Source organism: Shinella sp. GW821-FHT11G07 (assembly GCF_058808115.1).
In genome coordinates, this window is sequence record NZ_JBXARJ010000006.1 from 214,737 (window position 1) to 241,320 (window position 26,584).

The window sequence follows — 26,584 nt, forward strand, 5'->3', positions numbered from 1 at the left end:
GCCTCAGCTCTTGGCGTCCGAGCCGATCGGCCGGCGCTTCTCCAGAAACATCCGCACGAGCCGCCCGTCGATCGCTGCTAGCCCGACGGCAATCAGCGCCATGCCGGCAAAATGTTTTGGCGCTAGCATCTCGCCCAGCACCATCGCGCCGAGCAGGATGGCGCTGACCGGAATGAGGAAGGTGACGAGCATCAGGTTCGTTGCCCCGGCTGTCGCAAGAATGCGGAAGAAGATGACATAGGCGAGTGCGGTGGCGAGGAAGGCGAGGCCGAAGAGCGCCGCCCAGGCTTCCGCCGACGGCATGGCGAGTGTCCACGGCCGATCGACCACCAGGGCCACAGGCAGCATCAGCAGCGCCGACGTCGTCACCTGCCCTGCGGCCGGCAGCAGCGGCGGCAGGCCCATGCTGCGGAAGCGACGGCCGAAGATGCCGGCAATCGAATAGGAGACGGCGCCGCCGAGCACGGCGAGCTGCGCCAGCACGTTCGTGCCAAGATCGGAGAGCACCGAGGGACCGATCATCAGCGCGACACCGGCAAAGCCGACGAGCACGCCGACAAGCCGACCGCCCGTCATCTTCTCGTCCTGCGTCAGCAGATGAGCGGCGATCACGGCGAAGAGTGGCGTGGTCGCGTTGAGGATCGACGCAAGGCCGCTTGCAATATGCGTCTGACCCCAGACGATCAGCGAAAAGGGGATGATGTTGTTGAGCACGCCCATGCCGAGGAAGGCGAGCCAGACCTCCTTGCTGCGCGGAATGGCGTGGCCGGAGAGACGAACGATGGTCCAGAGGGCAATGGCCGCCAGCGCCACGCGCGCGGCGACAATGGTGAGTGTCGGCAGCTCACGCACGAGGATGCCGTTGAACAGGAACGAGCCGCCCCAGAGGATCGACAAGGCGATGAGCAGGCCCCATTCGGTGGTGGTCATGTAGCGGTTCGCCATAGCGGCCTCCTAAGCGATTTTTTCTAAATCAAGCGGGATATCCGAGTGTCAAAACCCGGCGTTGGCGCTATAATTCCCCGTCTTTTCGCTTCGCACAAACGATCATATTTCGGGGAAACAGCGAGGAAAACTAAATCATGAGCAACCGCCTTCCTTCCCTGTCCGGCCTGCGCGCCTTCGAGGCGACGGCACGCCATTTGAGCGTCACGCTCGCCGCCGGCGAGCTCAACGTCACGCCCGGTGCGGTAAGCCTGCAGATCCGCGACCTGGAGCAGGCGCTTGGCGTGCGCCTGTTCGACCGGCTGCCGCGCCAGCTCAGGCTGACGGAGGATGGCGAGGGCTATTTCAAGGCCATGCGTTCGGCTTTCCGGTTGATGCGGGAGGCGACCGATGAGTTGCTGGCCCGTGCCCGGCCGGCGACGCTCTCGATCAGCTGCACGCCGACCTTCGCGGCGCAATGGCTCGTGCCGCGACTGCCGAATTTCGAGGAGCGCATGCCTGGCGTCGACATTCGGATCAGTGCCTCGAACCGCCTGGTCGATTTCGTGCGGGACGGCGTCGATATTGCGATCCGCCACGGCTTCGGCCGCTACCAGGGCCTGGTGAGTGAACGCCTGCTCGACGACGACCTCGTGCCCGTCATCGCGCCGGCATTGCGTGAGACCAAGCCGCTCGACACGCCGGACGATCTCGTGAACCATGTGCTGATCCACGACGTGCACCGGCAGGACTGGCGGCTCTGGCTGGAAGCGATGGGCGTGACCGAGATCGACGCCATGCGCGGCCCCGTGTTCAACGACAGCAACGGCGCAATCGAGGCGGTGAAGGCGGGCGATGGGGTCGGGCTGGTACGGCTGTCGCTGGTGGCGCGCGAAATTCAGGAGCGTCGGCTCGTCGCGCCCTTTTCACGCGGCGTCTCGACGGGTCTTGCCTACTACATCGTCTACCCGCCGGGCGCCCTCGACCGGCCGGCGGTCACGGCGCTGCGGCAATGGCTGACGGACGAGGCGCGCGCCGTGCGTGGAAGCTGAAGGACAGGAAGCCGGCTCAATCCGGAAAGTCTTCCATCCGCTGCATGTAGGGCTGGAACCCCGCCCGGGAATAAACCGTCTGCGCCTTCGGATGATCATTCGTGTCGGTATGAAGCCAGATGCGCCGTGTCCCCGCGCGCCAGACCGCTTGCAGGGCGTTTGTGAGCAGGAAAGGCCCGAGCCGTCGGCCGTAAGCCGCCGGAACCAGGCCGAAATGCGTAAGCTCGATATCCTCGGCCTCGGCGGCGTCGAATTCACAAAGGCCGACCGGCTGCCCCTCCTCTCTCAGGATGAAGGTGCGCGTGGATGGGGCGGACAGGAACTGCGCGACCTCCCCCACCGGCATGCAAAGACGCAGGTCCCAGGTGAGCGGCTCGCCGATGGTGCGATAGAGCGACAGATAGTCTTCCACCGACGGATGCTCGGCACGGATCTCCAGATTGGCGGAGGGCGCCGGGTGAACCGCCGCACTCGACGGCTGCGTGCACAATTCCATGTAGGTGACGAGGAGATTCATGCCGCGACCTCATGTACCTGCCAAAAGCAGAACGCCGTGCCGTCCGAAGACCGTGCACGGCGTTCATGCATCTATGGCGATCGAAGCGCCTATTCGTTGATCAGGCGCTTCAGCAGCTCGATCTCGTGGCTCAGCTTGGTGTCGCCCGAGATCAGGTCCTCGATCTTGCGCACGGCGTGCAGCACGGTCGTGTGATCGCGTCCGCCAAAACGGCGGCCGATTTCCGGGAAGGAACGCGGCGTCAGCGTCTTCGACAGATACATGGCGATCTGGCGCGGCTTGACGATGACGCGCGTGCGGCGGTTCGAGACCAGCTCCTGGCGCGACACGTTGTAATGTTTCGCAACGACGCGCTGGATGTCCTCGATGCGCACGCGGCGCGGCTCGCCGGCGGCGACGAGATGGCCGAGCAGTTCATCGACGCGCTCGATCGTCAGGTTCGGCTCGAAGGAGCGACGGAAGAGCAGCTGGTTGAAGGCGCCTTCCAGCTCGCGGCCGCTCGCCGTGATGTTGCGGGCAACGTGGCTCAGGATCTCGGGCGAGATATCGAGCGAATGGTCTTCCTGTTGCGCGACGGCAAGCCGGCGCTTGAGGATTTCCAGGCGCATCTCGTAGTCCGGCGCTTCCATCTCGATGGCGACGCCGCCCTGGAGGCGGGAGCGCACCCGCGGATCAAGCGATTCCAGCTCCCACGGCGCACGGTCGGCGGCGACCACGACCTGCTTGGCGGAATCGAGCAGCATGTTGAGCAGATGGCAGAACTCGTTCTGGATCGAGTTACCCTGCAGGAACTGCATGTCGTCGATGATCAGGAGATCGATGTTGCGCAGCGTCTCCTTGAGGGAGAGCGCATCATTGTCGCGGATCGCGGTTGCGAAACGCCACATGAAATATTCGGCCGTCAGATAGACGACACGCGGGTTGCGGGCGCTCGAAAGAGCACCGAGCGCAATCGCCTGCAGAAGGTGCGTCTTGCCGAGGCCGACATTTGAATGGACGAACAGCGGGTTGAAGCGCACGGCGCCGGCGCCGGCTTCCGCAATGGTGCGGGCTGCGGCAAGGGCCACGCGGTTCGACGTGCCTTCAACGAAGGCATCGAACGTATAACGCTGGTCGAGCGGCGAACCGAAGAGCGGGCCGGAATGCTGGGCGCGCGGCTGGGCCGAGGCCGTGACCGATGCGATGGCATTTGCCACCGGCTGCGGGCCACCGGCCGAGCGGCGCGGCTGGGCCTGCGGAGCGGGCTGCTCGACAATGGCCTCATCGACAGAGCCCGGACGAATGCCACGGGTCGCGGTGCGCACCAGGATTTCCACCTTGAGGATTTCCGCATCCTCCTGCTGGAACAGGTTGGTGATGAGATCGAGATAACGGTTGTTGATCCAGGACTTCAGGAACGTCGTGGGCACCGAAAGGCGCACGAGGCTCTTGGAAACCGAATGAAGCTTCAGCCGACCGAACCAGCTCGCGAAGACGTCTGGGCCGACCTGCGCCTTGAGGCGCGCACTGACCCGTTCGAAAATCGCGTCTTGTTTCATATCGGATGGTACCCCCGCCGCCATCTGCACTCCTTCTGGCGGGAGTGCCTTCAGTGCATTTTCCCCGTTCGTGAATGCACCAGCCTTTGTGGCCGTATTCATCTGCATCTTGCCGCCTTTCATGCTTCCTTCGCCACGTCGGCATTCCTGCCGGCGCCTTTCATGTTTGCCATCTCCCGGCCGTGCCGAGCCATCGCCCGGTCCGGAATCTGGTGCCCCGATCACGTTGGCCCCCTACATCCAACGCAATCCTGTTTGCCAAACACATTTCGGTGCAGCACGGCCCGGTGTCATACCCGGTCGCACAGTCCCGTCTGTGATCCCTGCCGTCCGCTCCCTCGTCGAGCGCCCGGCAAGTCTTGCCCTCAATCATCCGGCCGTCCTCACGGCCGCAACCAAAAATCACAAATGCTCTCGCCAGAATGCCAGAAGGCATCTGGGGCAAGCATTGCCGGTTTGATGATTTTACGAAGCGGAGCCGCTCCGTTACAAGGGACAAAACAATCACCGCTGCCTCGAAAGACAGTCTTGTCGGCGATCATTTTAAGGCTGTGTCCGCGCCCCCTGTGGAAAGCATTTAGGCAGGATCATGCCCCAAGATCAATCGCGAATTTTACGCAAAATTAAGGGCCGGGCGTTGACTCGCAAGGTGCTTCCTGACTCGGAATCAGCCCCCCGCAGGAGAATCTGTTAGGAATCAATGGCTTTGTTTTCGGGTAGGTTTCGGAATGCCCGGAAAACGAAAAAAATAAAAATTCGCTTGACTCAAATTGCCGTCAAACTCCCGTAACGAAAGGTCGCCAGAACGGGATAACCTCCGGCAACTAACTGAATTTAAAGGATTTTTCTCGTCACGCTTTTGACACGATCGAGCCTTGCACATTAACCATAGCAGGGTCGAAAAAACAAAGAAAAGCCCGGTGCAAGCACCGGGCTTTTTCTAATATTGCATAGCTCGATGGGTCTGATCAGATCAGGCCGTCATCGTCTTAACGCGGTTCGCCAGGCGCGAGACCTTGCGGGACGCTGTATTGGAATGGAGCACACCGCGGGTGGCAGCGCGCATCAGTTCCGGCTGGGCAGCCTTCAGAGCGGCCGCGGCCTGCGTCTGGTCGCCAGAGGCGATGGCCTCTTCGACCTTGCGGATGAAGTTGCGGACGCGCGAGCGGCGCGACTTGTTGACTGCGGTACGCGCGGCGATCTTGCGGGTCGCCTTCTTTGCCGAGGTTGTATTGGCCATGTATGCCTCTCTTCAGAAATCTGACACAAACTCCACCCTCGCCGTGCCGGGTCACTGCGACCTGTCATCAAAGCAATTCGGGAGCAATATCGGAAAACCTCAGAATTCGGCTTTCCAAACTGTGGGCGGCGTATAGCTGGAAACCGCGGGGTCGTCAACGCGGATTCTGCAAGAAACGCCGCCCGGCTGCCTCGAAGACTCTCAGCGGTGGCGGAAGGCGGGCTTGCGCTTCTCGATGAAGGCCGCCATGCCCTCCTTCTGGTCCTCGGTCGCAAACAGGGCGTGGAACAGCCGGCGCTCGGCCCGCATGCCTTCCGACAACACGGTCTCATACGCGCGCCCAACGGCCTCCTTGGCCATCATGGCGGCGGTGAGCGAGAAGCCGGCGATCTTCTCCGCAGCGGCCAGCGCCTCGTCGAGCAGCGTCTCAGGCGCCACCACGCGGGCCACGAGACCGGAGCGCTCGGCTTCCGCCGCATCCATCAGCCGGCCCGTCAGGCAAAGATCCATCGCCTTCGACTTGCCGATCGCGCGCGTCAGCCGCTGCGTGCCGCCCATGCCGGGAATGACGCCGAGCGTGATTTCCGGCTGGCCGAATTTCGCGGTCTCGGACGCGATGATGAAATCGCACATCATGGCGAGCTCGCAGCCGCCACCGAGCGCAAAACCGCTGACGGCGGCGATCATCGGCTTGCGGCAGCCCGCCACGTCGTCCCAGCCGGCGGCGAGGTCCTCGAGCATCGCCTTTGCAAAGCCGTAGGGCTGCATCTCCTTGATGTCGGCCCCGGCGGCAAAGGCCTTTTCCGAACCGGTGATGACGATGGCGCCGATGCCGTCATCGGCCTCGAAGCCGGCAAGCACGTCCTTCAATTCTTCCAGCAGCTGGCGGTTCAGCGCGTTCAGCGCCTGTGGTCGGTTCAGCGTGATGAGACCGACGCGTCCGCGCGTCTCCACCAGCAGGGTTTCATAGGTCATGTCTCTCTCCTCAGTTTTGCCGGGCAATGCGCACTTTCCGGCATCGTTCTACGTCTGGCAGGCAGCACAGTAAAAGGTCGACCTCCCGCTCTGCACGATGCGGCCGATCGTGCCCGTGCAGCCGGGCGTGCGGCAAGGCTGCTTTTCGCGGTCATAGGCGGAAAAGGAATGCTGGAAGTAGCCGAGCGATCCGTCGGCGCGGATATGGTCGCGCAAGGTCGAGCCGCCGGCCTCGATGGCATCGGCAATCACCTCGCGGATCGACTGCGTCAGGGCCACCAGCTCCTTCTTCGGCTTGCCCGTTGCCGTGACCAGCGAGCCGGCCAACCGCTCCGGCGACAGGTGCGACCGCCACAGCGCCTCGCAGACATAAATGTTACCGAGGCCGGCAATATTCTTCTGGTCGAGCAGCGCGGCCTTCAGCGGCGTCTGGCGCCCGCGGAATTTTGCCGCGATGTAATCGGCATCGAGCGTGTTGCCGGTTGGCTCGGCGCCGAGATCGCGGAAGAAGGCGTGGCCGGCGAGATCCTCGCGGCGGGCGAGATCCATGAAACCGAAGCGGCGCGGATCGTTGTAGACGACGCGGCGCTCACCGTCCGGTGTCTCCAGATGGAAAACGACGTGATCGTGGCGCTGGTCCTTGCTGCGCGGGATTTGAAAATCGCCGGGCGTCTCAGCCGCGATCTCCGCACCCTCGACCCTGAACGAACCGGACATGCCGAGATGGGCGATCACCACGTCGCCGCCTTCGAGGTCGATCAGCAGATACTTGGCGCGCCGGCCGAGCGAGACGACGTGGCGGCCTTCGAGCGCCTCGGAAAAGGCCGGCGGGAAGGGAAAGCGCAGATCCGGGCGGCGCAGTTCCGCGCGACGGATCCGTGACCCTTCCATGACGGGGGCGAGGCCACGCTTCACCGTTTCCACTTCCGGCAATTCCGGCATGTTCCACTCCTTGAAGTCGCTTTAACCTTGGGCGCATTTGCCGCGGCCGGGCATTTCCCTCCCGGCAATCTATGTCCTATATACGCGAGCGTATCGACACGCGAATGCCGGGTTCGGTGCTCAGATAGCGCGGCCAATGCCAATTCGCTATGGTCTTTGCGGCAATTCGGCTGCGACAGACCGGCCCATGGAGACGATGATGACGGAACAGCGCACATCCGCGGACGGCGGCATGGAAACCTCCTACGGCTTTCGCCAGGTGGCCGAGGGCGAAAAGCAGGCGCTCGTCAACGACGTCTTCCACAAGGTCGCCAAGCGCTACGACATCATGAACGACGTCATGTCCGCCGGCCTGCACCGGGCCTGGAAGGACGCGATGATCGCCAGCCTCAACCCGCGCAAGGATCCGTCCTACAAGGTGCTGGACGTCGCCGGCGGCACCGGCGACATCGCCTTCCGCATCGTGGAGGCCTCCGACCGCCTGGCGCACGCCACCGTGCTCGACATCAATGGCTCGATGCTCGGTGTCGGCGCCGACCGCGCCGCCAAGAAAGGCCTTACGGCCAATCTCGATTTCGTCGAGGCCAATGCGGAGGAACTGCCCTTCGAAAATGGCACGTTCGACGCCTATACGATCGCGTTCGGCATCCGCAACGTGCCGCGCATCGACGTGGCCCTGTCGGAAGCCTACCGCGTGCTGAAGCGCGGCGGCCGGCTGCTTGTGCTGGAGTTCTCCGAAGTGGAGATGCCGCTGCTCGACAAGTTTTACGAAACCTGGTCATTCAAGGCGATCCCGCAGTTCGGCAAGATGATCACCGGCGAAGCGGAGCCCTACCAGTATCTCGTGGAATCGATCCGCAAGTTCCCGAACCAGCAGGATTTTGCCGCGATGATCCGCATGGCCGGCTTCTCGCGCGTCAACTTCACCAATTACACAGGCGGTATCGCGGCCTTGCATTCGGGCTGGAAGCTCTGAGCATGGCCCTTCCCCCTCGCATGGATAATCGTCCCGCATGAGCGTTTTCGGCGCCTATCTTCGCCTTGCCCGTGTGGGCTGGGTCCTCGTGCGCGAAGGCGTCGTCTCGGCGTTTCCGACCGAAGGCATGCCGCCACTTGCGCGCATGGCACACGGCGTTGCCGGCCTCTTCGCCCGTCGCAGGGCCTCCCGCGAAGACCGCGGTGATCGCCTCGCCCGCGCCATCGAGCGCCTCGGCCCCTCCTATGTGAAGATGGGGCAGTTCCTGGCGACCCGGCCGGACGTTGTCGGCGCCGAGATCGCCGTGGAACTGTCCGCCCTTCAGGATCGCATGGCGACCTTTCCGCGCGAGGCGGCGGTTGCCACGGTGGAGGGCTCGCTCGGCCGGACGCTCGATGACCTCTATGTCGAATTCGGCGATCCGGTCGCCGCCGCCTCCATCGCGCAGGTCCATCCCGCAATCGTGCGCGATGCGAATGGCGAACGCCGCGTCGCCGTCAAAGTCATCCGTCCCGGCGTGCGCCAGCGTTTCGGCCATGACCTGGAGGCGATGTATGCCGCCGCCCGACTGCAGGAAAAGATCCTGCCCAACACGCGCCGGCTGAAGCCGGTCGAGGTGACGCGCACGCTGGAGCAGACGACGAAGATCGAAATGGATCTTCGCCTGGAAGCCGCAGCCCTTTCCGAGCTTGGCGAAAACACCAAGGACGACCCCGGCTTCCGTGTGCCGAAGGTCGATTGGGAGCGTACGGGTCGCGATGTCGTTACCATGGAATGGATCGACGGTATCAAGATGTCGGATGTCGAGGGCCTGCGCGCCGCGGGCTTCGACCTCGACACGCTCGCCGACACGCTGATCCAGTCCTTCCTGCGTCACACGCTGCGCGACGGCTTCTTCCATGCCGACATGCACCAGGGCAATCTCTTCGTCGATCCGCAGGGCGTGATCGTCGCCGTCGACATGGGCATCGTCGGACGGCTCGGCAAGAAGGAACGCCGCTTCCTCGCCGAAATCCTCTTCGGCTTCATTACCCGCGACTACCAGCGCGTTGCCAATGTGCATTTCGAGGCGGGCTACGTGCCCTCCCACCACAATACGGCGAGCTTTGCACAGGCGATCCGCGCCATCGGTGAACCGATCCACGGCCAGCCGGCCGAGACCATCTCCATGGCGAAGCTTTTGACGCTGCTGTTCGAGGTAACGGAACTCTTCGACATGGAGACCCGCACCGAACTCGTCATGCTGCAGAAGACCATGGTGGTGGTCGAAGGCGTGTCGCGCACGCTCAACCCGCGCTTCAACATGTGGAAGGCCTCGGAAGGGGTCGTCGGCGACTGGATCCGCGACAATCTCGGCCCGAAGCGCCTTCTGACGGACCTGCGCGACGGCGCGCATGCCGCACTCCGGCTTGCCGAAGCCGCCCCGGAGATTGCCGCCAAGGCAGAGATGCTGTCGCAGGAATTCTCCTCCATGGCCGAAAAAGGCCTGCGTTTCGACCCTGAGACCGCCGAAGCGATCGGCCGTTCCGAAGCCCGCCACAGCCGCTCCGGCCGCCTGGCGCTCTGGGCGATCGCCGCGATACTCGCCTACATCGCCTGGCAGGTTAGCTAAAGGACAGCGGCCGGCTTGACCGGCACCGGGCGGACGCTAGTCTCTCCCGCATGGCCGATGAACCGCTCAGCATAACCGAACCGCCACCCTTCATCGAACGGTTGCGCCGGCAATTGCGCGGGCTCTATTTCGGGCGGGACCGCGAGGCCGTTCGTTTCCAGGTCGCGATGCTCCTTGTCGATATCGCGATCCTTTGCTTCTTCATCCTGGGGCCGTATCTTCGCAAAGGTCCCGCCTACATCATCGTCGACTACGCCATTGCGCTCGTCATCGCCTTCGAGCTCGGCGCACGCGCGCTGATTGCGCCGAATCTGCGCTACTGGGCGATGCGGCCGATGACCTGGGTGGACATCGTCGTGCTCGGCACGCTGCTGTTTCCCAACCAGCTGCACAATTTCGCGTTCCTGCGTGTGCTGCGGATCTGGGCGATCAGCCAGAGCAAGCTCGTCACGCTGACGCTGCGCCGGCTGGGGCATGGCGACAAGGAAGACGTCATCCAGGCCTGCGTGAATTTTCTGGTCTTCCTCTTCCTCGTTACCGGCTTCGTCTACAGCAACTTCTTCTACGGCGAAGACGGTTTTGCGGGCTTCGTCGATGCACTCTATTTCTCCGTCGCGACGGTCACGACCACCGGCTTCGGCGACATCGTGTTGCCGGGCACGCTCGGCAAGCTCACCTCCATCATCACCATGATCGTCGGCATTTCGCTTTTCGTGCGGCTCGCCCAGGCGATCGTGCGGCCCTACAAGGTGACATTCCCCTGCCCGCAATGCGGCCTGTCGCGCCATGATGCCGACGCGGTGCACTGCAAGGCCTGCGGCCACGTGCTGAACATTCCCGACGAAGGCGCCTGACGGAAGAACACCCCCTTGTTGGCCCGCGCCGGCAGTTCCCGTCGGCTCGCGATCGTGGTATTTTAGAAAAGCCGTAACAACCGGCGCTTTGCACTGCAAGACCGTATTCTCCAAGGGCCAAAGGGGAGCCGTCCATGCGCAAGATCATGATATCCGCCACCATCGCAGCCTTGTCCTTCGTCGCCTTCGCCGCGCCGGCCTTTCCCGGCCGGATGCCGGACGCCGCGACGATCCGGCCAGCCGGCCTCGTCGACCTCGCCACGCACTACTACGGCCACAAACCGAAGTGTTTCTGGAAGAAGATCAAGAAGTACGACTATTACGGCAATCTCATCATCAAGAAGGTCAAGGTCTGCCACTGAGGGGTTGCAGCCAGAGCCACGACTTGGAAATGCCACGGCAACGGGGTAGGACGGAATGACCGCCCTCCCGGAGGGCATCCATGTGCCTCACGCGTTCAGGACCCGCCATGCCGCTTGCAGGAAAACGCATCCTCCTCGTCATCTCCGGCGGCATCGCCGCCTATAAGAGCCTAGACCTGATCCGGCGCCTACGGGAACGTGGCGCGGAGGTGCGGCCCGTCATGACCGCAGGCGCGCAGCAGTTCGTGACGCCGCTTGCCGTCGGCGCGCTTTCCGCCGGTCATGTCTATACGGATCTCTTCTCGCGCGAGGACGAGCAGGATGTCGGGCACATCAGGCTGGCGCGCGACTGCGACCTCATCATCGTCGCCCCCGCTACGGCCGACCTGATGGCCAAGATGGCGAACGGCCTTGCCGACGACCTCGCCTCGACCCTGCTGCTCGCCACCGATCGCCCGGTGTTGCTGGCGCCCGCCATGAACCCGAAAATGTGGTCGCACCCCGCGACACGCCGCAATGTCGCGACACTGCGCAAGGATGGCCTTTCCTTCGTCGGCCCCAATGCCGGCGAGATGGCGGAAGGTGGCGAGGCGGGCCTCGGCCGCATGGCGGAGCCCTTGGAAATCGTTGCCGCCGCCGAAGACCTTCTCGACGGTGGAGCCAAGCCGCTTTCCGGCCGCACCGCCATCGTCACCTCAGGCCCGACGCATGAGCCGATCGACCCGGTGCGCTACATCGCCAACCGTTCTTCCGGCCGGCAGGGCCATGCCATCGCCGCCGCCCTTGCCCGGCTTGGTGCGCAGGTGACGCTCGTCTCCGGGCCTGTCACGCTCGCCGATCCGCCAGGCGTCACCGTCATCAAGGTGGAACGGGCGGACGAGATGCTGCAGGCCGTGCTTGGCGCATTGCCGGCGGACATCGCGGTGATGGTCGCGGCCGTCGCCGACTGGCGCGTCGCGACGCCGAACGCAGAAAAGATCAAGAAGCAGCCGGGCGAAGGTCCGCCGCCGCTGATGCTGGCGGAAAACCCTGACGTCCTGAAGACCGTCGGCCACCACGCGAAGCGCCCGAAGGTCGTCGTCGGCTTTGCCGCCGAGACGCAGGATGTCGAAAACAACGGCCGGGTGAAACTTCAGAAGAAGGGTGCCGATCTCATCGTCGCCAACGACGTGTCGCCGGAAACCGGCATCATGGGCGGCACGCGCAACAGCGTGAAGCTCATCACCGCCGCCGGCGTCGAGCAATGGCCGGACCTGTCGAAGGAAGACGTTGCCGGCCGCCTTGCCGGCTGGATCGCCGAGCGGCTTATTTGACGAGGGCGAGCTTCGCGTCCATCGTGCTCGCCGGCCGGCCGGCCGGCGTGAAGATGCGCACGTCGACACCGTTTTCGCCGAGCACCACGGCGCTGCCATCGGGGATTTCCACCCAGGCTTCCGTGTCGTCGTTCAGCGGTTCGGAAACGAGACAGTAGCCGCCGGTTTCCCCCATCGGTGCTGCATAGAGCGTCGGGGCGGCGTAGTCCGTCGCATAACGCACGGCATAGAGCTGGTCGCCATCGGTGAAGGCAGCGGTGAAACGCACGAGCACGCGGCGCTCCAGATGGGCAGCAAGGCGCTCGACGAAGGCGATGGTCTCCGCCATCGCGCCGAGCGGATCGCGAGCCAGGCCGAATTGCAGCGCCAGCAGGAAGAGCAGCTCCGAATCCGTCGAACCGGTGCGGGCATTGTAGAGGTCGTTGTCGAGCATGGTTTCGAGCGGCCGGCGCAGGTGCTCGAAATCCGCGATCTGGCCGTTGTGCATGAAGGACCAGATGCCGTTGACGAAGGGATGGCAATTGTCACGCCGCGTGCCGCCGCCTGTTGCGGCGCGAACATGGGCGAGGAAAAGCGGCGAGCGGACCTGGCGCGCGATGCTTCTGAGGTTGCAGTCGGACCAGGCGGGCAGGATATCGCGGTAGCGGCCGGGCTCCGGGCGCTCGCCATACCAGGCAATGCCGAAGCCATCGCCATTGGTGGACGTCTTGGCGCGCGTGGCGCAATGCGATTGTTCGATCAGCGAGTGAGCCGGCGAGGACACCAGTTCCTCGAGATAAAGCGGCTCTCCGCGATAGGCTGCCCAACGGCACATGACGCTATTCTCGCTTTCGAAGACCGGCGACGAACCGGTGTTTGACCAGACGCATTAACCATGGCACTGCCCTGATTTTCAACGCAAATGGGTAAAAATGCGTTAACGAATGTAAACGGGCCGAAACCATGCGTGTCATTCTGATGACAATGCGGCCTGCCGGCAGTTTCCGGCGGAACAGCGTGGTCATTCTGTTGACGGTGCGGCGTGAGGGCCTATCCTCTCGCAACAAGGGAAGGACGCACCATGCGCATCGACGGGCAATGCCATTGCGGCGACGTGACCTATACGGCCGAGATCGACCCGGACGCCGTGTCGATCTGCCATTGCACGGATTGCCAGCGGCTGACCGGCTCGCCCTATCGCGTGACCGTCAGCACGCCGCGCGAGGCCGTGACCCTCACCGGCAACCCGCCGAAACTTTATGTCAAGACGGCGGAAAGCGGCCGCAAGCGCCTGCAATATTTCTGCGCCCAATGCGGCTCGCCGCTTTTCGTTACCGGGACGGACGAGGATGCTGACACCTGGGGCATCCGCTGGGGCAGCATCAATCAGCGGGCCGTCCTGAAGCCGAAGCGCCAGAGCTGGTGTGCGTCCGCCATGGACTGGTTCGGTGAAACGGCAGCCCTGCCGCCCGAGCAGCGGGACTGAACCATGGCGACCGGGCACTTCCACATCTTGCGGACGGGTATAGACGGCATCGAGGCGGTGATCGCCGACAGCAGCCACGTCTTTGCACGCCACAGCCATGACGCCTATGGCGTCGGCATGATCGAGCGCGGCGCGCAGAAATCCGCAAGCGGGCGCGGCATGGTGGAGGCCGAAGCCGGCAACACCATCACCGTCAATCCCGGCGAGGTGCATGACGGCGCGCCGCTTGGTGACGCCCCGCGCGCCTGGCGCATGCTCTATATACAGCCGGCTGTCGTTGCCGCCGCTGCAGAGGACATTTTTGAAGGCCGGCCGCGCGAGGAGTTTTATGCGCCCGTGCTGGAGGATGGCCGTATCGCGGGCCTCGCCACCGCTGCCCTCACCGCGCTGCTGGATCGTCACACCACCTCCATCGGCCGTGACGAACGCCTGTTAATGCTGCTCGCAGCCGTGTTGCGGGAACGGGCACCGAACAGCAGCAGCGCTGCCGCATCGCGCGTCAGCCGTGCCCGTGACCGCCTCGATAGCGACCCCGCCTCCGTGATCACCCTCGAAGAGCTTGCCGCAGAAAGCGGGCTCGGCCGCTTCCGTCTGGTGCGCGACTTCGCCCGCATCACCGGCCTCACGCCGCATGCCTATCTGCTCCAGCGCCGCACCGAACTCGCCCGGCGGATGATTTCACGCGGCACCGCGCTTGCCGAGGTGGCGATTGCCGCGGGTTTTGCCGACCAGAGCCATATGACGCGCAATTTTACGCGCCGCTACGGCTACACGCCCGGCGCCTATCTCACCGCCAGCGCCTGAACCTGCAATTTCGTTCAAGACCAAGCATACCCTTCCGGTGTCCCCTGCAACCTCCTCCTCTGCACGGGACCTGCCATGACCACTGAATTCCTCATCACCTCGCTCGTCGTCATCCTGCTGCCGGGCACCGGCGTGATCTACACGCTGGCACTCGGCATCAGCGGCGGTTTTCGCGCCGGGCTGCTCGCCGCCTTCGGCTGCACGCTCGGCATCATTCCGCATATCCTCGCCAGCGTCGTCGGCCTTGCCGCGGTTCTGCATGCCAGTGCGCTGGCCTTCGAGGTGTTGCGCTACATCGGTGTCGCCTATCTGCTGTTCATCGCGTGGAGCCTGCTGAAGGATAGCAATGCGCTGGATATCGGAGACGAAAAGGCACCCGTCGAACGCGCGCTCCGCATCGTGCGAAAGGGCATTCTCACCAACATCTTCAACCCGAAGCTTTCGCTGTTCTTCCTGGCGTTCCTGCCGCAATTCGTGCCGGCAGACGCATCGGACGCCACGGCGCAGATGCTCTTTCTCGGCGGCGTCTTCATGCTGCTCACTTTCCTGGTCTTCGCCCTCTACGGCGCGCTTGCCGCAGGGTTTCGACACCAGGTCCTTAGCCGGCCAAGGATCATGGTCTGGACGCAGCGCAGCTTTGCCGCCGCCCTTGGCCTCATGGGCCTGCGGCTCGCACTGGCAGACCGCTGACGATCAGGTCCAGAGCGCGTGGAAGTGATGAAGCGGTCCGTGGCCGGAGCCAACAGCAAGGGCATCCGAGGTGCGCACCGCGCCGGCGATGAAGCTCTTCGCTGCGGCAACGGCATCCGCAAGCGGCTTGCCCTTGCCAAGTTCCGCCGCGATCGCGCTCGACAGCGAGCAACCGGTGCCGTGGGTGTTGCGCGTCAGTACGCGCACACCCTCGAACCAGCGTTGCCCGTCGGTCGTCGCAAGCACATCGGGGCTTTGCCCACCCGGCAGGTGGCCACCCTTCAAAAGCACGGCCTTCGGGCCGAGCGCCAGCAAGCGCATAGCCTGATCTTCCATTCCCGCGCGGTCGATCGCCTCCGGTTCACCGAGCAACGCGGCCGCTTCCGGCAGGTTGGGCGTCAGCACGGTCGCAAGCGGCAGCAGGCGCCGCGTCAGCGCCTCGACGGCCTGGCTCTCCAGCAGGGATGCCCCGCCCTTCGCAACCATCACCGGATCCACCACGATCGGCAGCCCGCGACGCGACGAAAGTGCCCTGGCGACAGCCTCGGCGATTTCCGCCGAGGCGATCATGCCGATCTTCACCGCATGCACGCGAATGTCGCCAAAAATATCCGCAATCTGCGCCGCAACGAAGGTAGGGGGCACGAGATGCACGCCGGAGACGCCCTGCGTGTTCTGTGCCGTCAACGCGGTCAGAACGGCCATGCCATAGGTGCCGCGGGCGGCGAAGGTCTTGAGGTCGGCCTGGATGCCGGCGCCGCCTGACGGGTCGGATCCCGCAATCGAGAGAATGTTTGCAATCGCCTCAGTCAACGCGCCTCCTCGCGACGAAGGCAGCAGACGGGCAGCACCCAGTCGACTCCCTCCGCCGGCATGATCCGGTTCAGGTTCAAAGGGTGCTTCTCAGCCCGCCTTCCGGCGGACGCCCCTGTCAGGGACGGGTTTTCGCAAATGCCGCCGCACCTGTCACGCCGAAAGTGACAGATGCGCTATTCGATCACACATTGGCCAATCACGCCTTGGTGACGTGATATTCCTTGATGGCCACCATCTTGATCGCCGGATAGCGCTCTGCCTCGTAGCGCAGCGAGAAGGCATCCTGCGCCAGGAACACCGGATCGCCATCGAGGTCGCGGGCGATATCGCCGCGGCGCTGGGTGACGAATTTGTCGAGTTCGGCCGGACTGTCGGACGAAATCCAGCGGCAGACGGAGAAGCGCGACATTTCGAAGGAGACTGGCAGGCCGTATTCCCCCTGAAGCCGCTCCTTCAAGACGTCGAGCTGCAGTGCACCGACGACGCCGACAATGGCGGGCGAGCCGTCTTCCGGCGAGAAGAGCTGCACAACGCCCTCTTCCGCCATCTGCTGGAGCGCTTCCTTCAGCTTCTTCGCCTTCATCGCGTCTTCCAGCCGCACGCGACGGAGAATTTCCGGCGCGAAGTTCGGCACGCCTTCGAAGACCAGCGCCTCGCCTTCGGTCAGCGTATCGCCGATGCGCAAGGTGCCGTGGTTCGGAATACCCACCACGTCGCCGGCATAGGCCGTGTCGGCCAGCTGGCGCTGCGAAGCGAAGAAGAACTGCGGCGCCGACAGGCCGATCTGCTTGCCGGTGCGGGCAAGGCGCACCTTCATGCCGCGCTCCAGCATGCCGGAGCAGACGCGGGCAAAGGCGATGCGGTCGCGGTGGTTCGGGTCCATGTTCGCCTGGATCTTGAAGACGAAGGCGGTCATCTTGTTTTCGGCCGCATGCACCTTGCGCACGTCGGCAACCTGGTCACGCGGCGGCGGGGCGATGGCGCCGAGCGCGTTGATCAGATCACGCACGCCGAAATTGCGCAACGCCGAGCCAAAGAAGACGGGCGTCATGTGGCCCTCGAGGAAGGCCTCGCGATCGAACGGCCGGCAAACCCCTTGGGCAAGCTCGAGTTCCTCGATGAAGGTCTCGCGCTCGTTTTCCGGCAGGTTCTTGGCGACGATCGCGGGGTCGTCGATCTTCGTCGGCTGCACCTGCTTGTCAGAACCGCGGAACGTGCCTTCGGCGAGATGGAAGGAGCCGCAGAAGGTCTTCGAGCGGCCGACCGGCCAGGTGATCGGCGCGGTATCAAGCGCCAGCTTCTCCTCGACTTCGTCGAGGATCTCGAAGGGATCACGGCTCTCGCGGTCCATCTTGTTGACGAACGTAATGATCGGGATGTCGCGCAGGCGGCAGACCTCGAACAGTTTGAGCGTACGCGGCTCGATACCCTTGGCGGCGTCGATGACCATGACGGCCGCATCCACCGCCGTCAGCGTGCGGTAGGTGTCGTCAGCGAAGTCTTCGTGGCCGGGCGTATCGAGAATGTTGAAGACGTTGCCGTCATATTCGAAGGTCATCACCGAGGTCACGACCGAGATGCCGCGCTCGCGCTCGATCTTCATCCAGTCCGAACGGGTCTGGATGCGGTCCTTCTTCGCCTTCACTTCGCCGGCGAGCTGAATGGCGCCGCCGAACAGGAGCAGCTTTTCGGTGAGGGTGGTTTTACCAGCGTCCGGGTGCGCGATGATCGCGAAGGTGCGGCGGCGGGAGACCGCCTCGGCAAGGGTTTCGGCCATTTTCTGCAATATCCTGTGAGTTGCCGCGGTCTTTACAGTCTCCGCCGGGAAGATGCAATTGACGGTGCAAGCGACGGCACGGCTTATGGGCGCCATGAACGCGCACGCCCCTTCGAAGCCCACCCTTTCCCTCGTCCGCCTGCCGCATGGCGCGGAAATCGAGCTCCCCGCCTACGAGACGGCAGGTGCTGCCGGCATGGACCTGCGCGCTGCCGTCGAGACCGACGCGCCGCTGACGCTGGCGCCCGGAAAACGCGCGCTCGTGCCGACAGGCTTCGTCTTCGAAATCCCGCTCGGCTACGAGGGCCAGGTCCGCCCCCGCTCCGGCCTCGCCTTCAAGAACGGCATCACCTGCCTCAACACACCCGGCACCGTCGACAGCGATTATCGCGGCGAAGTGAAGGTGCTGCTGGCCAATCTCGGCGAGGAGCCCTTCGTCATCGAGCGTGGCATGCGCATTGCCCAGATGGTGATCGCCCCCGTGACGCAGGTTGTTGTCCGCGAGGCGGCACAGACGAGCGAAACCACCCGCGGTGCGGGCGGCTTCGGCTCGACCGGCGTTCGCTGAGACCATGCCTGTCGACCGGCCGGGCCTTACCTTCCGCACGGACTACTTTGATGATGCGGCCGCCTGGCAGGCGGTCGCCGATCTGCTTGATGACACTTTTGGCATCGACGTGACGGGGCTCGACCGGTTCGGAGGACCGGATCCGACCTGCACGGCCTTTGCCTGGTTCGACGATGCCGGCGCCTGCGTCGCCAATCTCAGCGCCTTCGCCCTGCCCCTCGTCGTCGATGGCGTTTTCCTGCACGCCGCCGGACTGCAATCCGGCGCGGTGCGGCCGAGCCATCGCGGCCGCGGGCTCTACCGCGACGTGATGCAGACGGCACTGGACCATTGCGATGCGAAGGGCTTTGAGGCCGTCGCGCTCCTGACGGAATCGCCGGGGCTTTACGAACGCCACGGTTTTCGAACGCTGCCGCAACACCGCTTTTCCGGCCCGCCGCCGGAGGGTGGGCGCGCTTGCCCCGTCCGGCGGCTCCATATCCAAAGTGACGACGACGTCACGCTGCTTTGCCGACTGTTGGACGGGCGCAAGCCGGTTTCCGACCGTTTTTCACCGATGCGCCAGCGTGAAATGTTCCTTTTCAACGCCCTGCTGATGCCGGATGTGAAGCTCGACTTGCTCGAAGAGGACGATGCAGTGGTTGCCTGGCGACTAGACGAGCATGGTTGCTTTGAGCTGTTGGACATCGTCGGCGCGTCCATTCCAAGCCTTGCGGACATTCTCGCAAGCTTGGGGATTTCCCCTTCGGGCGTGATCGTCCGCTTCGCACCCGACCGGCTGGCGTGGAACGGCGCGGCCGTGCAGGATGAGGGCGACATGGTGCTCATGCTGCGTGGTGCAGAAAACCTGCGGCCGGAAAAACCCTTCGCGCTGCCGCCGATGGCGGAATTTTAGAGGTTTTCCGCGCGTCTTCGAATCGCGGAAACGCTCCATCTCTTTGGTGCGTGCAAAGCCGCTGCCCGCTTTTGCTGGAATGGCTCGAATCAGCGTCGGGCTTCCGTTGCCATGCGCAGGGCAAGGCCGGCCAGCACCGTGCCCATCAGCCAGCGCTGCATCAGCAGCCAGCGCGGGCGAGCGGCGAGCAGCCGGGCGATGGAGCCGGCCGACACGGCAATCAGTGCATTGACGCTGACACTGATCACGACCTGAATGCCGCCGAGCACGAGCGATTGCAGGAAGACGCTGCCTTTCGACGGATCGATGAACTGCGGCAGCAGCGAGAGATAGAGCACCGCGATCTTCGGATTCAGGAGGTTGGTCAAAAACCCCATGAAGAACAGTTTGCGGTTGCTGTCGCGCGGCAGCGCCCGCACCTCGAAGGCCGAGCGCCCGCCGGGACGCAGCGCCTGCCAGGCAAGCCACGCGAGATAAAGCGCACCGGCAAAACGCAAGGCATCATAGGCATAGGGCACCGCCATCAGGAGCGCGGTGATGCCGAGGGCCGCAGAGAACATGTAGAAGACGAAGCCGAGCGCCACGCCGCCGAGCGAGACGAGGCCCGCGGCCGGCCCCTGGCAGAGCGAGCGGGACACGAGATAGACCATGTTCGGGCCCGGCGTCAGCACCATGCCGAGGGCAATAAGGGCAAAGGCGACGAGACTGGCCGGTTCGGGCACGACAGTTCTCCGGGAAGATATACCGCATAGGATTACCGGGCAGTGCGTCTCGCGGCAAGTGCGTGTTCGGCAAGCCATTTGGAGCGGTCCGCTCAATCCCCGCACGGCTCATCTTCACCATCGTTTCGCTGCGTTTGCCCACGTCTGCCACCCGGCATGCAAGTGGCGAAGGCTGTGGTCGTATCCGTCAAACCCGTTTCACACCTATTTGACGCGCCGCTGTAGCGGACGCTTGTTGCCATCCCCGGTCCCGAGCGTTGTGGTTTATCGCCTGACACCGACCGTCGCCAATCGCTTCGCAATCTGCCTATCCGCGTCAGCGATTGCCCGGCGATACAATCCCGTCGGGGCTTGTGACGGGCCACCGGATTGGCCGATCGGCATTCCACCAGCACGGCCAGCCCCCCGCGACCGCTTTACAGCCCCTCTTTCCCCACTGGTCGCTCCCCGGCGCTCAGCGCGGATGCCCCAGCGTCGTCGGGCATTTTCGCTCCGGCCGAACGCGCGTCATTTCATCAGTCAGCGGATCGCCGAACGAACCCGCCGGCACGCCGCCGCAACCATTGCCGGGACGCGTCGATGCGCATAAAAGGAGCCGATCCAGGGAGCCTGCCATGAGCCTCGCCGTCCTTCTCGCCTACAGTGGTGCACTGTTCATTGCCGCCATCATTCCCGGCCCCGGCATCACGGCGATCGTCGCCCGTGCGCTCGGCTCCGGCTTCCGGCCGACCTTCTTCATGGGTCTCGGCCTGATCCTCGGCGACATGGCCTATCTGACGGCGGTCATTCTCGGCCTTGCCTTCATCGCGCAGACCTTCACCACGACCTTCATGCTGATCAAGATCGCCGGCGCGCTCTATCTCGGCTATATCGCCTGGAAACTCTGGACGAGCGGCCTGCTGCCGCAGAATATCGAAGCGCAGCGCTCGACCAGCATGACCGCATCCTTCCTGTCCGGCCTGTTCGTGACGCTCGGCAATCCCAAGACCATGCTGTTCTATGTGGCGCTGGTACCGACGCTCGTCGATCTCGAAGCGATCGGCCTCAGGGACTACGGCCTGCTGCTCGCCGCGACCTTCATCGTGCTGCTCGTCGTGCTCGTGCCCTATATTGCGCTCGCGTCGCACGCCCGGCTTCTCTTGAAACAGCCGAAGGCGCTGCAGCGGCTCAATCGCGTCGCGGCCGGCATTCTCGCCGGAACCGCCGCCTATATCGCGACCCGCGCCGCCTGAGGCGACCTGTCTTCGCAAGCCGGTACCCGCCGGCCGACATGCTGGGTGCCGGTTGAACGACCCGACCCGGCTTTTGCGGGATCGGCGCCCGATTATTCCGTCTTCGGCCCTTTTGTCGCGAAATTCAGACTCGTTTCTCGCCGCGTTCGCCCCTATCTTCACTCCAACGAGAACCGAGGGAGTACCCGATGACCGACACCCGCAAGCCCGGCCGCGGCCGCATCTACACCTCCATCACCGAGACGATCGGCGATACGCCGATCGTGCGGCTCGACAAGTTCGCCAAGGAAAAGGGCGTCGTCGCCAATCTCCTCGCCAAGCTCGAATTCTTCAATCCGATCGCCTCGGTCAAGGACCGTATCGGCGTGGCGATGATCGAAGCGCTCGAAGCGCAGGGCAAGATCACGCCCGGCCAGTCGACGCTGGTCGAGCCCACCTCGGGCAATACCGGCATTGCGCTTGCCTTCGCCGCCGCCGCGAAGGGATACCGTCTCATCCTCACCATGCCGGAAACCATGTCGGTCGAGCGGCGCAAGATGCTGGCGCTGCTCGGCGCGGAACTGGTGCTGACCGAAGGCCCGAAGGGCATGAAGGGCGCGATCGCCATGGCGGAAGAACTGGCCGCCACCATTCCCGGCGCCGTCATTCCCCAGCAGTTCGAAAACCCGGCCAACCCGGAAATCCACCGCAAGACGACCGCGGAAGAAATCTGGAACGACACCGAGGGTGCCGTCGACATCTTCGTTTCGGGCATCGGCACCGGCGGCACGATCACCGGCGTCGGCCAGGTACTGAAGGCCAGGAAACCCGGCCTGCAGGTCGTGGCGGTCGAGCCCGCCGACAGCCCGGTGCTTTCCGGCGGCAATCCCGGCCCGCACAAGATCCAGGGCATCGGCGCCGGTTTCGCACCGGCGATCCTCGACAAGTCGATCTATGACGAAGTCGTGACGGTCAGCAATGACGAAGCCTTCGAAAATGCCCGCCTCGTCGCGCGCCTCGAAGGCGTTCCGGTCGGCATCTCCTCGGGTGCCGCGCTCGCCGCCGCCGTCAAGGTCGGCAGCCGCCCGGAAAATGCCGGCAAGACCATCGTCGTCATTATCCCCTCCTTTGCCGAGCGTTATCTTTCGACGGTGCTCTTCGAAGGTCTCGGCGGCTGAACCGAACCGCCCGTCGCATGAAGGATCATGTGGCGGGCGTCCTCGCCGGGCGCATTTTCGCCGTTCCGCGAATTGCGGAAACACTCCAACGCTTTGTTTCACAGCAATCGGGCTGCAAGCCGCCTCGCACGCCCGCTGCCATTGCTCCGGTGTTCAAACATGCTGCACCACCTCTCCCTTGGCGTGGCCGACATAGTGCGCGCGGCAACCTTCTATGACGCGGCCCTGGCGCCGCTCGGCTATGTCCGTGTCTGGTCGGATATGCGGCCCGGCGAACCGGACCAGGCTGTCGGTTACGGGCTGCCCGGCGGCGGTGACAAGCTCGCGCTCAAGCACCATGGCAACGGCGCCCGCGCACCCGGCCCCGGCTTCCACATCGCCTTTGCTGCGCCGGAGCAGGCGGCCGTCGATGCCTTCCATCAAGCGGCCCTCGCCGCGGGTGGGATCGACAACGGCGCGCCCGGCCTGCGACTGCACTATGGCCCGACCTATTATGCCGCCTTCGTCATCGACCCGGACGGACACCGGATCGAAGCGGTTTTCAAGGCACCGGCATAATCGCATGCCTCTATAGGGGGGACCGATATGCTTCGTTGGCCCTGAGCAGGCCTCGCTCAAACCCTACCAGCCGAACCTGGGCAGCCACCCGCGCAACGACCACCCGGGCGCTTTCCGTTGCCCCCAACGTCACCGCATCGCAGGCTCACGCCGCAGCCACCAGCCGCTCGCCTGCGATGCGATAGGAAATCGCTTCCGCCAGATGGATGCGCCCGACGATGGCCGCCTGGTCGAGATCGGCAAGCGTGCGGGCGACCTTCAGAACGCGATGGTAGCCGCGGGCGGAAAACCGCATTTTCTCCGCGGCGTCGCGGAGCAGCTGGAGGCCGGCGGGATCGGGCTCCGCAACCTTTTCGACGAGTGACGTCGAGGCGCGGGCATTGCTCGTTACCGAGGCCATGCCGAGACGGGCGAAACGATCGACCTGCAAGGCCCGGGCATGGGCGACGCGGCGGGCGACGGTCTCGCTGGGCTCGGCGGCCATCGGGCGGATGAGATCCGAGGCGGAGACGGCCGGCACGTCGATGCGGATGTCGATGCGGTCCATCAGCGGGCCGGAGACGCGGGCCTGATAATCGCTCATGCAGCGCGGTCCGCGAACACAGCTGCGGCCCGGCTCGCCCGCCATGCCGCAGCGGCAAGGGTTCATCGCAGCGACGAGCTGGACGGCAGCGGGATAGCTCACGCGGTGGTTGGCGCGGGCGATGATGCATTCCCCGGTCTCGAGCGGCTGGCGCAGCGCATCGAGCGCCTGGGGCGAAAATTCGGGCAGTTCGTCAAGGAAGAGCACGCCATTATGGGCGAGGGAAACTTCGCCGGGCCGGGCACGCGCGCCGCCACCGACGAGCGCCGCCATGGTGGCCGAATGGTGCGGCGTGCGGAACGGGCGGCGATCCGACAGACGGCCGCCGGACAGTTGGCCGGCAATAGAGTGGATCATCGAGACTTCAAGCAGCTCGCTCGGCGTGAGCGGCGGCAGGATGGCGGCAAGCCGTGCGGCCAGCATGGACTTTCCCGAACCTGGCGGGCCGACCATCAGGAGATTGTGGCTGCCGGCCGCCGCGACCTCCAAGGCCCGCTTGGCGCTTTCCTGCCCCCGGATATCCGCGAGATCAGGCAGGTCCGCCGCCGACGCGCGGATCGCCGGTGTGGGGCGTGACAGGACCTGGGTGCCCTTGAAATGGTTGGCGAGCGCAATGAGGCTCCTTGGCGCGAGAATATCAAGGCCACCGCCGGCCCAGGCGGCTTCCGCACCGTTTTCCGCCGGGCAGATCAGCCCCTTGCCGAGCGCATTCGCCCCCATCGCGGCGGGCAAGGCTCCGGCAACCGGCGCGATCGTGCCGTCGAGATTGAGTTCACCGATGACGACATAGCCTTCCACCGCATCGCCCGGCACGGCGCCGAGCGCCATCATCAGGCCGAGCGCAATGGCGAGATCGTAGTGGCTGCCTTCCTTGGGAAGATCGGCGGGCGCGAGATTGACAGTCACCCGCTTCGGCGGCAGCGACAGGCCGGAGGCGTGCAGGGCGGCCTGTACCCGCTCGCGGCTTTCGGCGACCGCCTTGTCGGCCAGGCCGACGATCTGCATGCCCACCTTGCCGGGCGCCACCATGACCTGAACATCGACGGGCACGCCCTCGATGCCCTGAAACGCAATCGTACTGACCCGTGCGACCATGACTGCCCCCGCTCCTCCCACAGTGCCGCGCGCCGGTCATGACGCGCAAAGAGCACCGCAACACGTTTTTGCCGAAAACGATCCCTGCAACCGCCCCTGGGTTGCAGGTGTAAATCTGGCATGAAATGCGGAATGAAACAAGAACAATCGTAGAACTTACGGGAGGATTTTCCGCGTGCCGGTTGTGGCCGGTTGCCTTTGCGGAACGAAGGTGGGACGTTCGCGAACGGACCGTCCCGGAGAGGCCGTTCTACCCGGAAAACGCGGCGGATTTCCCGCCACGCTCCCGCGGGGAAGAGGCCTTAGCGCTTCTTCTCGATGGCATCCCAGAGCAGGGCTGCAATGTCGGCGCCGCCGAATTTCTTGACCTCGCGGATGCCGGTGGGCGACGTCACGTTGATCTCGGTCATATAGTCACCGATGACGTCGATGCCGACGAGCAGGAAGCCGCGTTCGCGCAGCGACGGGCCGATGCGGGCGCAGATTTCCTTTTCGCGCGCCGTCAGTTCCGTCGGCTCCGGGCGGCCGCCGGCATGCATGTTGGACCGGGCATCATGCTCGGCCGGCACACGGTTGATCGCACCGACCGGCTCGCCGTCGACGAGGATGATGCGCTTGTCGCCCTTGCGCACGTCCGGCAGGTATTGCTGCGCGATGAAGGGCTCGCGGAACATCTGGCCGAACATTTCGAGCAGCGACGAGAGGTTGCGGTCGTCCTTGGTCGAATGGAAGACGCCGGCGCCGCCATTGCCGTAGAGCGGCTTCAGGATCATGTCGCCCATCTCGTCCCGGAAGCGGCGGATTTCGCCGGCATCGCGGGTGATCAGCGTTGCCGGCATCAGGTCGGCGAATTCGGTGACAAAAATCTTTTCCGGCGAGTTGCGCACCCAGGCCGGATCGTTGACGACCAGCGTCTTCGGGTGGATGCGCTCCAGAAGGTGCGTGGACGTGATGTAGGACATGTCGAAGGGCGGATCCTGGCGCAACAGCACCACGTCCATCGTGGAGAGATCGACGCGCTCGGGCGTGCCCAGCGTATAGTGGTCGCCCTTGACGTCGCGCAGCTCCATCGGCTCGACGGTGGCATAGACCGTACCGTCGCGCAGCGAGAGACGGTCCGGTGTGTAGTGGAAAAGCTTGCAGCCGCGGCTTTGTGCCTCGAGGCTCATGGCGAAGGTGGAATCGCCGGCGATGTTGATGGTCGAAACGTGGTCCATCTGGACCGCGACGTTCGTGATCTTTGCCATGAAAAGTCCCCTCAGGAATGCCCGACACATGTAGGATGCGGCAGGCACAATGGCAACGGGCGCAGCACTTTCCCAGCACGACGCCCGTCGATCATTCGGGGTGTTTTTTAAGCGGCCAGTCCGCCGGAGGCCTGCCGGCCGCCGCGCAGGCGATCACGCAGCTTCAGGGCGAGATTGATCGGGGCCGGGAATTCCTTGCGGCAGAAGGCGATCTTGCGCACGTAGGTGTCGATGTGCCAGGTCGCCCAGCTTTTGCCGGGGAAATAGGCAATGTCGCCGGCCTTCAGCGTGCGTTCGCTGCCGTCTTCGCCGGTGATGTGGACTTCGCCGTCGAGGATCATGACGGTCTCGTCCCAGCCGAAATACCAGCGGAAGGTGCCGGCCGTGCAATCCCAGATCGCCGTCGTCGCCTGCTCGTCATAGGCGCGCGAATGCAGCGAAAGCCGCGCTTGCGGGTCGCCTGCGATCACCCAGGAGGGTTCGATCGGCTTCGGCTCCATTTCGAGCTTGTCGAGCGAAGACGCGATCAAAGGCCTCGGCGCGTTCATTTCAGCCTGCCGATTGCGCACGGCGACACCGACCATGGCGGCAAGCATCAGTTTCAGTACCATTTCATCCCCCTTGGAAGTCGTGCCGGGAGATTAGTCGATAGCGGTAACGGTGCCGTTCA

Annotated in this window: 27 protein-coding genes and 1 riboswitch; of the genes, 14 read left to right on the forward strand and 13 right to left on the reverse strand. The window is 64.4% G+C overall.

The genetic code is table 11. The annotated features are described in order from the left end of the window. Positions 1-3: 3 nt before the first annotated feature. Positions 4-945 (reverse strand): DMT family transporter, encoded by a 942-nt coding sequence (locus AC1RT2_RS14020; protein ID WP_493102692.1) that lies wholly within the window; start codon positions 943-945, stop codon positions 4-6. Positions 946-1,082: 137 nt separating this feature from the next. On the opposite strand from AC1RT2_RS14020, the gene gcvA reads away from it, so the two are divergent. Beyond that, a complete protein-coding gene (gene gcvA, locus AC1RT2_RS14025) occupies positions 1,083-1,976 on the forward strand; it encodes a transcriptional regulator GcvA (RefSeq protein WP_493102694.1) in 894 nt (297 codons plus the stop codon). Positions 1,977-1,992: 16 nt separating this feature from the next. On the opposite strand, the gene AC1RT2_RS14030 is transcribed toward gcvA, so the two are convergent. From AC1RT2_RS14030 to mutM, 5 genes are all read right to left on the reverse strand, one after another. Next, complete coding sequence (locus tag AC1RT2_RS14030; RefSeq protein WP_493102696.1) at positions 1,993-2,493, reverse strand: GNAT family N-acetyltransferase; 501 nt, start codon at positions 2,491-2,493, stop codon at positions 1,993-1,995. A gap of 89 nt (positions 2,494-2,582) precedes the next feature. After that, complete coding sequence (gene dnaA, locus AC1RT2_RS14035) at positions 2,583-4,031, reverse strand: chromosomal replication initiator protein DnaA (protein ID WP_493102698.1); 1,449 nt, start codon at positions 4,029-4,031, stop codon at positions 2,583-2,585. A 973-nt stretch (positions 4,032-5,004) separates the two neighbouring features. Next, positions 5,005-5,271 (reverse strand): 30S ribosomal protein S20, encoded by a 267-nt coding sequence (gene rpsT, locus AC1RT2_RS14040; RefSeq protein ID WP_069060219.1) that lies wholly within the window; start codon positions 5,269-5,271, stop codon positions 5,005-5,007. Between the two features lie 201 nt (positions 5,272-5,472). Then, complete coding sequence (locus AC1RT2_RS14045; RefSeq protein ID WP_493102700.1) at positions 5,473-6,246, reverse strand: enoyl-CoA hydratase; 774 nt, start codon at positions 6,244-6,246, stop codon at positions 5,473-5,475. A gap of 48 nt (positions 6,247-6,294) precedes the next feature. Beyond that, positions 6,295-7,188, reverse strand: a complete 894-nt coding sequence (gene mutM, locus AC1RT2_RS14050; RefSeq protein WP_493102702.1) for a bifunctional DNA-formamidopyrimidine glycosylase/DNA-(apurinic or apyrimidinic site) lyase — start codon at positions 7,186-7,188, stop codon at positions 6,295-6,297. Positions 7,189-7,387: 199 nt separating this feature from the next. Between mutM and ubiE the strand changes: the two genes are divergently transcribed. The 5 genes from ubiE to coaBC all read left to right on the forward strand — a co-directional run bounded on the left by ubiE (position 7,388) and on the right by coaBC (position 12,305). After that, on the forward strand, positions 7,388-8,164 hold the full coding sequence (ubiE, locus tag AC1RT2_RS14055; RefSeq protein ID WP_493102704.1) for a bifunctional demethylmenaquinone methyltransferase/2-methoxy-6-polyprenyl-1,4-benzoquinol methylase UbiE: 777 nt from the start codon (positions 7,388-7,390) through the stop codon (positions 8,162-8,164). A gap of 37 nt (positions 8,165-8,201) precedes the next feature. Then, positions 8,202-9,776, forward strand: a complete 1,575-nt coding sequence (gene ubiB, locus AC1RT2_RS14060) for a 2-polyprenylphenol 6-hydroxylase (protein WP_493102706.1) — start codon at positions 8,202-8,204, stop codon at positions 9,774-9,776. A 50-nt stretch (positions 9,777-9,826) separates the two neighbouring features. Beyond that, positions 9,827-10,630 (forward strand): ion channel, encoded by an 804-nt coding sequence (locus AC1RT2_RS14065; RefSeq protein ID WP_493102708.1) that lies wholly within the window; start codon positions 9,827-9,829, stop codon positions 10,628-10,630. A 134-nt stretch (positions 10,631-10,764) separates the two neighbouring features. Continuing rightward, positions 10,765-10,992: a hypothetical protein gene (locus AC1RT2_RS14070; protein ID WP_493102710.1), complete on the forward strand. Its 228-nt coding sequence runs from the start codon at positions 10,765-10,767 to the stop codon at positions 10,990-10,992. Positions 10,993-11,099: 107 nt separating this feature from the next. Continuing rightward, positions 11,100-12,305 carry a bifunctional phosphopantothenoylcysteine decarboxylase/phosphopantothenate--cysteine ligase CoaBC gene (gene coaBC / locus AC1RT2_RS14075; protein ID WP_493102712.1) on the forward strand — a complete coding sequence of 402 codons (1,206 nt, stop codon included), beginning with the start codon at positions 11,100-11,102 and terminating at the stop codon, positions 12,303-12,305. On the opposite strand, the gene AC1RT2_RS14080 is transcribed toward coaBC, so the two are convergent. Then, positions 12,298-13,119 carry a class II glutamine amidotransferase gene (locus tag AC1RT2_RS14080; protein ID WP_069060226.1) on the reverse strand — a complete coding sequence of 274 codons (822 nt, stop codon included), beginning with the start codon at positions 13,117-13,119 and terminating at the stop codon, positions 12,298-12,300. The genes coaBC and AC1RT2_RS14080 overlap by 8 nt on opposite strands. A gap of 246 nt (positions 13,120-13,365) precedes the next feature. Between AC1RT2_RS14080 and AC1RT2_RS14085 the strand changes: the two genes are divergently transcribed. The 3 genes from AC1RT2_RS14085 to AC1RT2_RS14095 all read left to right on the forward strand — a co-directional run bounded on the left by AC1RT2_RS14085 (position 13,366) and on the right by AC1RT2_RS14095 (position 15,264). Next, entirely contained in the window at positions 13,366-13,770 is a 405-nt protein-coding gene (locus AC1RT2_RS14085; RefSeq protein ID WP_493102715.1) for a GFA family protein, read from the forward strand. Between the two features lie 3 nt (positions 13,771-13,773). Continuing rightward, positions 13,774-14,574 carry an AraC family transcriptional regulator gene (locus AC1RT2_RS14090; protein WP_493102717.1) on the forward strand — a complete coding sequence of 267 codons (801 nt, stop codon included), beginning with the start codon at positions 13,774-13,776 and terminating at the stop codon, positions 14,572-14,574. A gap of 75 nt (positions 14,575-14,649) precedes the next feature. Continuing rightward, a complete protein-coding gene (locus AC1RT2_RS14095; RefSeq protein WP_493102719.1) occupies positions 14,650-15,264 on the forward strand; it encodes a LysE family translocator in 615 nt (204 codons plus the stop codon). Between the two features lie 3 nt (positions 15,265-15,267). On the opposite strand, the gene thiD is transcribed toward AC1RT2_RS14095, so the two are convergent. Both thiD and AC1RT2_RS14105 read right to left on the reverse strand, forming a co-directional pair. Beyond that, complete coding sequence (thiD, locus tag AC1RT2_RS14100; protein WP_286157137.1) at positions 15,268-16,077, reverse strand: bifunctional hydroxymethylpyrimidine kinase/phosphomethylpyrimidine kinase; 810 nt, start codon at positions 16,075-16,077, stop codon at positions 15,268-15,270. A 30-nt stretch (positions 16,078-16,107) separates the two neighbouring features. After that, positions 16,108-16,204, reverse strand: a riboswitch (TPP riboswitch). A gap of 72 nt (positions 16,205-16,276) precedes the next feature. Beyond that, positions 16,277-17,857 carry a peptide chain release factor 3 gene (locus AC1RT2_RS14105; RefSeq protein ID WP_069060230.1) on the reverse strand — a complete coding sequence of 527 codons (1,581 nt, stop codon included), beginning with the start codon at positions 17,855-17,857 and terminating at the stop codon, positions 16,277-16,279. Positions 17,858-17,951: 94 nt separating this feature from the next. On the opposite strand from AC1RT2_RS14105, the gene dut reads away from it, so the two are divergent. Beyond that, on the forward strand, positions 17,952-18,425 hold the full coding sequence (gene dut / locus AC1RT2_RS14110; RefSeq protein ID WP_493102936.1) for a dUTP diphosphatase: 474 nt from the start codon (positions 17,952-17,954) through the stop codon (positions 18,423-18,425). Between the two features lie 4 nt (positions 18,426-18,429). Then, on the forward strand, positions 18,430-19,320 hold the full coding sequence (locus AC1RT2_RS14115; RefSeq protein WP_493102722.1) for a GNAT family N-acetyltransferase: 891 nt from the start codon (positions 18,430-18,432) through the stop codon (positions 19,318-19,320). An 89-nt stretch (positions 19,321-19,409) separates the two neighbouring features. Here the strand turns inward: AC1RT2_RS14115 and AC1RT2_RS14120 are convergent, their stop codons facing one another. Continuing rightward, positions 19,410-19,994, reverse strand: coding sequence for a LysE family translocator (locus AC1RT2_RS14120; protein ID WP_493102938.1), 585 nt, complete (start codon positions 19,992-19,994; stop codon positions 19,410-19,412). A 662-nt stretch (positions 19,995-20,656) separates the two neighbouring features. Here AC1RT2_RS14120 and AC1RT2_RS14125 point away from each other — a divergent pair. From AC1RT2_RS14125 to AC1RT2_RS14135, 3 genes are all read left to right on the forward strand, one after another. After that, positions 20,657-21,274 (forward strand): LysE family translocator, encoded by a 618-nt coding sequence (locus tag AC1RT2_RS14125; protein ID WP_493102724.1) that lies wholly within the window; start codon positions 20,657-20,659, stop codon positions 21,272-21,274. 188 nt (positions 21,275-21,462) lie between these two features. Further along, positions 21,463-22,431: a cysteine synthase A gene (gene cysK, locus AC1RT2_RS14130; RefSeq protein WP_493102726.1), complete on the forward strand. Its 969-nt coding sequence runs from the start codon at positions 21,463-21,465 to the stop codon at positions 22,429-22,431. 159 nt (positions 22,432-22,590) lie between these two features. Beyond that, the gene (locus AC1RT2_RS14135; RefSeq protein WP_493102728.1) at positions 22,591-22,989 is read left to right on the forward strand and encodes a VOC family protein; all 399 of its coding nucleotides are present in this window, start codon (positions 22,591-22,593) and stop codon (positions 22,987-22,989) included. Between the two features lie 145 nt (positions 22,990-23,134). Here AC1RT2_RS14135 and AC1RT2_RS14140 read toward each other — a convergent pair whose 3' ends face one another. The 3 genes from AC1RT2_RS14140 to AC1RT2_RS14150 all read right to left on the reverse strand — a co-directional run bounded on the left by AC1RT2_RS14140 (position 23,135) and on the right by AC1RT2_RS14150 (position 26,525). Beyond that, the gene (locus tag AC1RT2_RS14140; protein WP_493102730.1) at positions 23,135-24,667 is read right to left on the reverse strand and encodes a YifB family Mg chelatase-like AAA ATPase; all 1,533 of its coding nucleotides are present in this window, start codon (positions 24,665-24,667) and stop codon (positions 23,135-23,137) included. A 302-nt stretch (positions 24,668-24,969) separates the two neighbouring features. Beyond that, on the reverse strand, positions 24,970-25,914 hold the full coding sequence (gene gshB, locus AC1RT2_RS14145; RefSeq protein WP_493102732.1) for a glutathione synthase: 945 nt from the start codon (positions 25,912-25,914) through the stop codon (positions 24,970-24,972). A gap of 107 nt (positions 25,915-26,021) precedes the next feature. Continuing rightward, positions 26,022-26,525 (reverse strand): cupin domain-containing protein, encoded by a 504-nt coding sequence (locus AC1RT2_RS14150; RefSeq protein ID WP_069060238.1) that lies wholly within the window; start codon positions 26,523-26,525, stop codon positions 26,022-26,024. Between the last annotated feature and the right edge of the window lie 59 nt (positions 26,526-26,584).

Excerpts from the sequence above, each read along its gene's own strand:
- AC1RT2_RS14095 (WP_493102719.1), top strand. The coding sequence starts at position 14,650 with ATGACCACTGAATTCCTCATCACCTCGCTCGTCGTCATCCTGCTGCCG.
- coaBC (WP_493102712.1), top strand. The coding sequence starts at position 11,100 with ATGCCGCTTGCAGGAAAACGCATCCTCCTCGTCATCTCCGGCGGCATC.
- dnaA (WP_493102698.1), bottom strand. The coding sequence starts at position 4,031 with ATGAAACAAGACGCGATTTTCGAACGGGTCAGTGCGCGCCTCAAGGCG.
- AC1RT2_RS14125 (WP_493102724.1), top strand. The coding sequence starts at position 20,657 with ATGAGCCTCGCCGTCCTTCTCGCCTACAGTGGTGCACTGTTCATTGCC.
- ubiB (WP_493102706.1), top strand. The coding sequence starts at position 8,202 with ATGAGCGTTTTCGGCGCCTATCTTCGCCTTGCCCGTGTGGGCTGGGTC.
- AC1RT2_RS14020 (WP_493102692.1), bottom strand. The coding sequence starts at position 945 with ATGGCGAACCGCTACATGACCACCACCGAATGGGGCCTGCTCATCGCC.
- AC1RT2_RS14080 (WP_069060226.1), bottom strand. The coding sequence starts at position 13,119 with ATGTGCCGTTGGGCAGCCTATCGCGGAGAGCCGCTTTATCTCGAGGAA.
- AC1RT2_RS14070 (WP_493102710.1), top strand. The coding sequence starts at position 10,765 with ATGCGCAAGATCATGATATCCGCCACCATCGCAGCCTTGTCCTTCGTC.
- AC1RT2_RS14090 (WP_493102717.1), top strand. The coding sequence starts at position 13,774 with ATGGCGACCGGGCACTTCCACATCTTGCGGACGGGTATAGACGGCATC.
- gcvA (WP_493102694.1), top strand. The coding sequence starts at position 1,083 with ATGAGCAACCGCCTTCCTTCCCTGTCCGGCCTGCGCGCCTTCGAGGCG.
- AC1RT2_RS14135 (WP_493102728.1), top strand. The coding sequence starts at position 22,591 with ATGCTGCACCACCTCTCCCTTGGCGTGGCCGACATAGTGCGCGCGGCA.
- ubiE (WP_493102704.1), top strand. The coding sequence starts at position 7,388 with ATGACGGAACAGCGCACATCCGCGGACGGCGGCATGGAAACCTCCTAC.
- rpsT (WP_069060219.1), bottom strand. The coding sequence starts at position 5,271 with ATGGCCAATACAACCTCGGCAAAGAAGGCGACCCGCAAGATCGCCGCG.
- AC1RT2_RS14150 (WP_069060238.1), bottom strand. The coding sequence starts at position 26,525 with ATGGTACTGAAACTGATGCTTGCCGCCATGGTCGGTGTCGCCGTGCGC.
- AC1RT2_RS14030 (WP_493102696.1), bottom strand. The coding sequence starts at position 2,493 with ATGAATCTCCTCGTCACCTACATGGAATTGTGCACGCAGCCGTCGAGT.
- AC1RT2_RS14120 (WP_493102938.1), bottom strand. The coding sequence starts at position 19,994 with ATGGTGCTGACGCCGGGCCCGAACATGGTCTATCTCGTGTCCCGCTCG.
- AC1RT2_RS14045 (WP_493102700.1), bottom strand. The coding sequence starts at position 6,246 with ATGACCTATGAAACCCTGCTGGTGGAGACGCGCGGACGCGTCGGTCTC.
- AC1RT2_RS14065 (WP_493102708.1), top strand. The coding sequence starts at position 9,827 with ATGGCCGATGAACCGCTCAGCATAACCGAACCGCCACCCTTCATCGAA.
- cysK (WP_493102726.1), top strand. The coding sequence starts at position 21,463 with ATGACCGACACCCGCAAGCCCGGCCGCGGCCGCATCTACACCTCCATC.
- gshB (WP_493102732.1), bottom strand. The coding sequence starts at position 25,914 with ATGGCAAAGATCACGAACGTCGCGGTCCAGATGGACCACGTTTCGACC.
- AC1RT2_RS14140 (WP_493102730.1), bottom strand. The coding sequence starts at position 24,667 with ATGGTCGCACGGGTCAGTACGATTGCGTTTCAGGGCATCGAGGGCGTG.
- dut (WP_493102936.1), top strand. The coding sequence starts at position 17,952 with ATGAACGCGCACGCCCCTTCGAAGCCCACCCTTTCCCTCGTCCGCCTG.
- AC1RT2_RS14105 (WP_069060230.1), bottom strand. The coding sequence starts at position 17,857 with ATGGCCGAAACCCTTGCCGAGGCGGTCTCCCGCCGCCGCACCTTCGCG.
- AC1RT2_RS14115 (WP_493102722.1), top strand. The coding sequence starts at position 18,430 with ATGCCTGTCGACCGGCCGGGCCTTACCTTCCGCACGGACTACTTTGAT.
- mutM (WP_493102702.1), bottom strand. The coding sequence starts at position 7,188 with ATGCCGGAATTGCCGGAAGTGGAAACGGTGAAGCGTGGCCTCGCCCCC.
- AC1RT2_RS14085 (WP_493102715.1), top strand. The coding sequence starts at position 13,366 with ATGCGCATCGACGGGCAATGCCATTGCGGCGACGTGACCTATACGGCC.